This window comes from Bartonella sp. AP150HLJHH, from assembly GCF_042196385.1.
Taxonomy (GTDB): Bacteria; Pseudomonadota; Alphaproteobacteria; order Rhizobiales; family Rhizobiaceae; genus Bartonella.
Genome location: NZ_JBHIQC010000044.1, coordinates 1 through 7,265 on the forward strand (window position 1 = coordinate 1; position 7,265 = coordinate 7,265).

General features: G+C 42.0%; 9 protein-coding genes and 2 pseudogenes. 6 read left to right on the plus strand and 5 right to left on the minus strand.

The annotated features are described in order from the left end of the window. From ACFING_RS08805 to ACFING_RS08830, 6 genes and pseudogenes are all read left to right on the plus strand, one after another. A pseudogene (locus tag ACFING_RS08805) lies at positions 1 to 894 on the plus strand (phage tail tape measure protein); the annotation flags it as partial. Positions 895 to 907: 13 nt separating this feature from the next. Continuing rightward, on the plus strand, positions 908 to 1,369 hold the full coding sequence (locus ACFING_RS08810; RefSeq protein WP_375630530.1) for a phage tail protein: 462 nt from the start codon (positions 908 to 910) through the stop codon (positions 1,367 to 1,369). Continuing rightward, positions 1,366 to 1,620, plus strand: coding sequence for a tail protein X (locus ACFING_RS08815; protein ID WP_375630532.1), 255 nt, complete (start codon positions 1,366 to 1,368; stop codon positions 1,618 to 1,620). The genes ACFING_RS08810 and ACFING_RS08815 overlap by 4 nt, the downstream gene beginning before the upstream one ends. Further along, positions 1,620 to 2,609, plus strand: a complete 990-nt coding sequence (locus ACFING_RS08820; protein ID WP_375630540.1) for a phage late control D family protein — start codon at positions 1,620 to 1,622, stop codon at positions 2,607 to 2,609. Before ACFING_RS08815 ends, ACFING_RS08820 begins: the two co-directional genes overlap by 1 nt. 840 nt (positions 2,610 to 3,449) lie before the next feature. After that, complete coding sequence (locus ACFING_RS08825) at positions 3,450 to 3,731, plus strand: type II toxin-antitoxin system RelE/ParE family toxin (protein ID WP_375630534.1); 282 nt, start codon at positions 3,450 to 3,452, stop codon at positions 3,729 to 3,731. A 17-nt stretch (positions 3,732 to 3,748) separates the two neighbouring features. Continuing rightward, positions 3,749 to 4,048 carry a HigA family addiction module antitoxin gene (locus ACFING_RS08830; RefSeq protein WP_183194585.1) on the plus strand — a complete coding sequence of 100 codons (300 nt, stop codon included), beginning with the start codon at positions 3,749 to 3,751 and terminating at the stop codon, positions 4,046 to 4,048. A 52-nt stretch (positions 4,049 to 4,100) separates the two neighbouring features. On the opposite strand, the gene ACFING_RS08835 is transcribed toward ACFING_RS08830, so the two are convergent. The 5 genes and pseudogenes from ACFING_RS08835 to ACFING_RS08855 form a co-directional block, all read right to left on the minus strand. Beyond that, positions 4,101 to 5,138, minus strand: a complete 1,038-nt coding sequence (locus ACFING_RS08835) for a tyrosine-type recombinase/integrase (RefSeq protein ID WP_375630536.1) — start codon at positions 5,136 to 5,138, stop codon at positions 4,101 to 4,103. A gap of 2 nt (positions 5,139 to 5,140) precedes the next feature. Next, positions 5,141 to 5,389 (minus strand): hypothetical protein, encoded by a 249-nt coding sequence (locus ACFING_RS08840; RefSeq protein ID WP_015857131.1) that lies wholly within the window; start codon positions 5,387 to 5,389, stop codon positions 5,141 to 5,143. A 129-nt stretch (positions 5,390 to 5,518) separates the two neighbouring features. Continuing rightward, positions 5,519 to 6,130, minus strand: coding sequence for a hypothetical protein (locus ACFING_RS08845; RefSeq protein ID WP_375630538.1), 612 nt, complete (start codon positions 6,128 to 6,130; stop codon positions 5,519 to 5,521). Then, positions 6,127 to 6,975, minus strand: coding sequence for a hypothetical protein (locus ACFING_RS08850; RefSeq protein ID WP_375613897.1), 849 nt, complete (start codon positions 6,973 to 6,975; stop codon positions 6,127 to 6,129). Before ACFING_RS08850 ends, ACFING_RS08845 begins: the two co-directional genes overlap by 4 nt. A gap of 108 nt (positions 6,976 to 7,083) precedes the next feature. Then, positions 7,084 to 7,265 (minus strand): annotated as a pseudogene (locus ACFING_RS08855) (exonuclease); the annotation flags it as partial.

Consider the following 7,265-nt stretch of genomic DNA (forward strand, 5'->3'; position numbering starts at 1 on the left):
TTACGCCCCATGACCTTGTTGGTCGGGGCTTTACGGGGGATTGCTGTCTCAGGAAGTGCATTTGCTGCCTCTTTTGGCTCTGTTGGGACAGTGATCGAAGTGGTTGGGGCGGGTATTTCCTCTGTTGTGGGGGGTATTTTTACCCCAATAGGGGCTGTGGTTGCTGCTGTTGTGGCGGTCATACTGGCTGCTGGTTTTGCTTTGTGGAAATATTGGGATCGTTTTTCTTCTTTTATGAGGGGCTTTGCACGGGGGGTATCTCGGGCTTTTGGGCAAGCCTTTGAAGCCGTCATGCGCTTTTTTGGTGCTGAACCCACCACCATCACCAAATGGAAAAACATCATTGCTGCTGCTTTTGATCTCTCTTCCCATTGGCAAAAGTTTAAACAAGGACTTTCCTCTGTTGTCGAGTGGTTTGGCAATTTGTGGGAGGGCGTTAAACAAAGCTTTTCCAACTTTTGGCAATGGTTGAAGAGTTTTTTTACACAGGAAAAGCTCTCGGAGAGTGCCAAGGCTGGTATGGAACAAGCGGGCGAAGATCTGGCTAATTCGATTGTCGATGGCTTTATGTCGTCTATCTCACAATTGATGGATTTTTGTAAATCTTTGCCTAGCCGCATTAAGGGGTGGATTGGTTCCATTGATGTAAGAGAGTTTTTGCCAAGTTTTTTGGGGGGTAAAACAGCCATCCAACCCATCGTGCAATTTGCGGGGGCTTCTCCTGTAAATTCATCTGCCAGAGAGCAAAGAGACAAAGACCGTTCCCCCATCACACACAATCAAAATGTCACAGTGCATGTTAATGGGGCGCGTGAACCCATGGCCACTGGTCGTGCGGTTGCCCATGCTTTGCAACGGGCACGTGCCAATGCGCTGCATGGCGGGACAGAATGAGGGGAGGGAGCCTATGAGAGATCCTTTGATGATGTTAGGACCGCATCAATTTTATGTGGACTGGCTGAATTTCCAATCTTTTGAAGAAGAGTTTTCTGCCTCATGGGTTTGTATGGAGCGTTTTGGCAAGGCACCCAGTTTGCAATTTACCGGCTATGGCAATGATGCAAAAACCATTCATGGGGTTTGGTTTCCAGAAGAATTTGGGGACCGGGTAGCCATTGATGCCATCACTACAACTATCCGAAGAGCAAAGCCGGTCCAGATGCTTCATTGGATCAATGATACCACCTATAGTGTCCTTCTCCATGGACCCGTAGTAATCACCACGATCAATAAAGACCACGACTATATCAGTCGCTCTGGTCAATCCCAGCGCATCCGCTATTCCATTACGCTCTTGCCCTTTTTTAATGGCGGAAAACCACAAGGACAATACCAAGAGAGACAAATCCAAGTGGGACAACCTCTATGAAGATACCAGAAAAACATGTTGTTGTAGAGCTAGAGGATATGAGCCTCGATCTCCTCTGCTTTCACCATGCCATGGCAGTGTTCAGAGACCGGAGGCAAGCTGGTTTACTCAAAGGCTATTTAGAAGCCACTCTGGAAGCTAATCCAGAGATTGCCAAATATGGTGTGTTTTTACCGCGGGGCTTAAAGGTCGTTTTGCCTGAGTTTGTCAGCCAAGAAAAGAATAGTGTGGTGAAGCGGTTATGGGATTAATGCGCACGCATCCTTTTATTATGGTCAAGGTGGGAGACAAACCTGTTCATGAGGTTTTTTACCAGCGTCTTTTAACGGCAACCATTACGGACCATGCGGGCAATGAAGCCGATACATTTGAAGCAGAGTTTGATGATGGTGGCAATGATTTAGAGATTCCCTCAAGCAACAGCACTCTGCAAGTGATTTTTGGCTATGAGAACAGCATCAGTGCCTTTATGGGGTGTTTTGTTGTTGAGTCGGTGGTGAGTATTGGTGGCAGTGATGGAGAGATTTTGCGCCTTTGTGGCAAAAGCGCCTCGATGCGTAAAGAACTCAAAGAACAAGCGAGTGAACATTTTGATCACAAAACTGTTGGTGAGATTGTTGAGACACTCGCCAAACGCCATGGCTATCAAGCAAAGGTCAGTCCCCAGTTCACTCAACAAAATTTGCCTTATGTGATTCGCACAGATCAATCGGCTGTTGATTTTTTAACCCGCCTTGCCGATCGCATGCGGGCACGTTTTTTGATCAAGGACAATAAGTTTTTATTTTTAAGCGGGGACAATTTACCAGCACTCGAACTTCATAAGCATGACTGTTCTAACTGGGAATTCACGTTAGAGCCACGCACGCAATATGGCACTATTGAAGCTTCTTATTTTGATCGCTCAAAAGGGCAGCAATGCCAAGTCAAGCATCAGACAGGGTTTAGCGGTCCCGTGCGGCGTTTACGGACTTGTTACACTTGTGAGGAGGAAGCACGAGCTGCTGCTGCTTCCGAGTCGGACAGGTTGTGTCGTGCTGTGGGCAGTGGCTCTTTAACTCTTGCAGGACGCCCAGAAATCATGGCGGATCAACCTCTCATCCTTCAAGGGTTTCGTGGGCAAATCAATGGACCATGGAAAGCTGCAACCGTCACCCACTGCTATGAAAAACAAAGCGGATACACCACAGAAATTACCTTTGAGGCACCAAACAAGGGAAAAGAGGCAGGAGAAAAATAAACCTCTGAGTGACAGAACATCAAAGGGGCAACTTGACTCTTTGATCGGTGTTGAAGAGTATTGAGACCAAAACCAAAAGTTCGCACTTTGGTGTGGAGGTAAGGAATAGGTGCAACTTGCACCAATTGCTCAAAGAGCAATAGAATCAAGTTGATCCAATTGCATGAGTACAGCAATAGGGTAATGTTTACCCAATTCCTCAAAGGAGCAATGGTGCAAACATTGCACAATTGCAGACTGAAGAGCAATTTGGTCAACTTGACCGAACTCCTTAAACGCTTCTTTTTTTTAATAATGTACTTGAATAATGTGTTTGGGGTACGGAAAAACTATCAATCAATTTAAGATAAAAGAGGTGAACACATCTTATATACGCTGCTTCTCAAATAATACGATTCCAACTCAATGATTGATCATCAAAAATTGCGATTTTGAGCAGAAAAGAAAAAGAGGCTTTAAATGATCTTTGAAAGGTCTTTGAAGACCCTTTGAGAACCCCTTAAAAACTCTTTGAAAAAAAATAAATTGGTACAAAACCTAGTGGCAAAATATACAAAACCTGCCGTCAAGCTACAAAGCTACAATCAAAAAGTTATAGCACCATAAAAGTGCTGTGGCGGAGGGGGTGGGAATGCTACATTTATATGCAATCAATAACTTATATAAAGGTAAGGGAATTTTAATTCCATTGATTTTATTAACTTATTTTATGTCTATCCCGAACTTTTTTATAGCTTATTCTCAATCATTTTATCCAAATATGTAATCAGATTTTCCAGTATCTTACTTGACTCTTATTTTTATAAATCGTATAGTAATAGTATACGATAAGGGGTGCTAATGGCAATTGTGAGTTTCAGACATAAGGGCTTAAAATTATTTTATACAACAGGTTCCACAAAAGCTATTCTACCAGATCACGTAAAGAAATTACGCGTTATCTTAACGGCTTTAACAAGTGCTACCACGCCCGAAATGTTGAAAGCACCTGCCTTTAAAATGCATCCTCTTAAAGGTGAACTTACAGGATACTATTCTATATGGGTGAATGGAAATTGGCGTGTTACTTTTCGCTTTATAGGAACAGATGTGGAGCTTGTTGATTATCAAGATTACCATTGATGAAAGGAACGAAAATAATGATGCATAACCCCGCACATCCGGGCGAAGTTCTAAAAGTAGCTTTCTTAGACGAAATGGGGATAACAATACAAAAGTTAGCTAATCATCTCCATATGACAAGAGCTTCTCTATCAAGAGTGATTAACGGACATGCCTCTATGAGTACCGAACTTGCAGTGAAATTAGAACTAGCTGGTTTTAGTAAAGCGAAATTTTGGCTGGATATGCAAACAAATTATAATTTATGGCAAACAATGCAACAGACACAACCACCTATTTCTCCTCTGGTTTCTGAAGCACATCAAACGTCGCTTTGATTTCGTTTATAATTTTGACGGGGCTTTAGTTTTTTAGCTTCCGCCCGTTGCTCTAACCTTTTTGAAGTTTTTTAATGGCTTCTATTGCAAGGCGTTTTCTATCGGCTGTTTTGGTATAAAGAGATGCCATTTTATCTTCTGTCCAGCCAAAAAGCGCTTTCATTTGCGAAACTGTCGCACCAGCATTTGCTGCACGTGTTGCTGCTAATTTTCGCAATCCATGCGCTGATTTTTTAATACCCGCCGCATTACAAGCTTTACGAAACAGATTACCAAAACTTTCTTTGGTCAGTTTTTTACCTTCTTTACCGCAAATAAATGTTTCATCACCTATGGGACCAATTTTAAGGGTTTCCTCTAGTTCTGGTAAAATAGGAAGAAAAACATCTGTTTTAAATTGGCTCTTTTCTGTTTTGAGATGAATGATATTATCTTTGACATCTTTCCAACCGATACGAACGGCATCTCCACGGCGCAAGCCCGTATAAAGAAGCACATCAACCCATACGCGTTCATGGGTACCAATAGCCCATTGTTTATAATATTTATCGATATCCTCTTCTAGCCATGGCGCTAATCCTTCGCTGTTAAGAGATTTTGGTGCTTTTATATTAAAAGCAGGATTTCTGTTTAAAAGAGCATTATCAACCGCCCAATTAAAGAGACCGTTTAAAGAGGTCAAAAAATGTTTTGCCGCTGCGGGAGTCTCGCGTCTTCTTTCTACTGCCTCAAGAATGTGTTGTTTATCTATACTTTTATAAGAGCGATCACCAATATGTTTAGAAATATTGTTCAGAATTCTATACTTAACTTTTTTAGTAGATTCTGATTGATTATGCCATTGCATGCTTTGTAAATATTGATGCAACAACCAATCGAAAGAGCCCTCTACAAGTCTGGTTTGTTTTCTTTTCTTGGAGGTGCCATTTTGCGCTTGCTTAAGAGCAAGCGTATAATTATCGACAAACTCTTGCGTTCCATAGGTTCCTTCAATCCGAAATCGTGGTCCATGACCAATACGTACATACCATATAACTTTACCATGGCGTGTACGTTCACGAACAAGATGCGGTGGATGGCGTTTTGGCATGGCTAAAACTTTATACCGTCGACAGAGGGGCAACTTTTGCTGGTCTCGTAGTCTTCTTGCTCGTTTTCAAGTGGTGGAAAATCGTCAATGCTATAAGTATTATCTGTCGTTGTTGGTGTTATGGTTTTATTGATATGAATTAATAATTCCCCTGTAGGTTTGATTTCTATGAGTTCACATCCTTGTTTTTTAGCTTCTCTTAAAGCACGAGCAATAGCTGGTTGCGTGATAGTAGGTGGGCGGTGTGGCATGTTTATTCCCCTTCATTGAGATGTAATTCCCCCGTGGCGTGAATCACGCTGGTGTTTAAAAGTTGGTTTTTCGGTGTTAGAAACGGCTTATAGAGATACTATAAGATTAGTAGTTCGTATTTTTTTCCATTATTGCCTCTCGCCCGTTGTGATGATTTCATCATTGATGATCTCTGCGTTTCCATGAATAAATGCATAACCATAGATTTTGGCATTTCCCCCAACTTTTGCTCTGATGGAAATCAATGAACTGTCATAAATTTTAGCATTTCCATAAATTTTAGCTTTTCCACTAATAAATGCACCACCGGAAACTTGTGCATTCTCGTAGATTTGTGCACTGGCAAAAACACGAGCATGTCCAAAAATCTGCGCATTGCCAAAAATATTAGTTTCTCCGGTAACAGATGCACTACCAAAAACACATGCATTTTCGTAAATATCAGCAATGTTATCAATATAAGCATCACCAAAAACCTTGGCTTTGTCATAAACTCTTGCATGACCATCCACACGAGCGTTTCCATAAACATGTGCATCACCAAAAACCTTGGCATAACCATAGACTTTTGCATCATCGCCTACCCAGCAATTGTCATCATGACTTAGATTGTCTTCTTTCTCGATATAGCCGCCAAGATCACCTTTCTTGACGTCCCCCAAATCTCTCAGTGCACGAATGCGGCGGAGCGTTCTGCGCCCAACTTCGATTGTTTCATCAGTCAGTTCATATTTTTTCATCTGGTCTTTTCTCCAGTGGATATGGCGTTATAGTCATCAACGTGTGCGCTACGGTAAACTTCTGCATCACCGTAAACTTTTGCTTCTCCGTAAATTTCTGCCTTATCGTAAACACGTGCTTCATCGAAAACGCGTGCATCATTGTAAACTTTTGCACGCCCATGAACATGTGCATTGCCAAAAACCAAGGCATCACCAAAAACCTTGGCATAACCATAAACCTCTGCATTATGGGAAACGCATGCATTACCGTAAACTTCTGCATGATCATAAATTTTAGCATCACCATAAATCCTTGCACTATCGCCTACATGTCCGTCTTTAACTTTTGCATTGCCATAAACTTCTGCCTTATCGGAAACATATGCATAACTGTAAACATGTGCATTTTCTAAAACTTTTGCATAATCGTAAACGCGTGCACAACCGTAAACCTCTGCCTTATCGTAAACACGTGCTTCATCGAAAACGCGTGCACAATCGTAAACCTCTGCCCTGCCGTAAACGCATGCCTCACCGTAAACTTTTGCTTCTCCATAAATTTCTGCACGACCGTAAACGCGCGCTTCATCGAAAACGTGTGCGCTCTCGTAAACATGTGCATTATCGGAAACTTTTGCTTCATCGAAAACAAGTGCATTGCCATAAACACGGGCATCTCCAAAAACACAAGCCTTATACCAAATCCAACAATTGCCCTCATGGGATAAGTTGCCTTCATGTTCTATAAGACCGCCTAGGTCGTCTGCTTTAATACCACCAAAGTCTCGTAAGGCACGAATGCGGTGGAGAGTTTTGCCATCAACCTCAGTTGTTTCATCAGTAAGTTCGTATTTCTTTTCCATGGTTTATTTCCTTGATTTGCGTACAATCCACCCGTGGCGTGAATCACGCATTACTTGAAAGTGTTAAGAAGGGTGGGGGTGCGGGGAGGAGAGAGCACCCCCATAGGTTTAAGCAGCTTTTGCCAAAATCTTTTGCATCTCTTGTTCTATTTCCCCTAAAAAGATTTCGACAGCTTTATTAATCTCTTCAATGTATTGCTCATCACGGTTGATGCGTTTGATTTTCATTCTCAAACCAGTAGATTTGCCTACAAAGTTTGGATTATAGCTAATGAAATCACACCACTTTC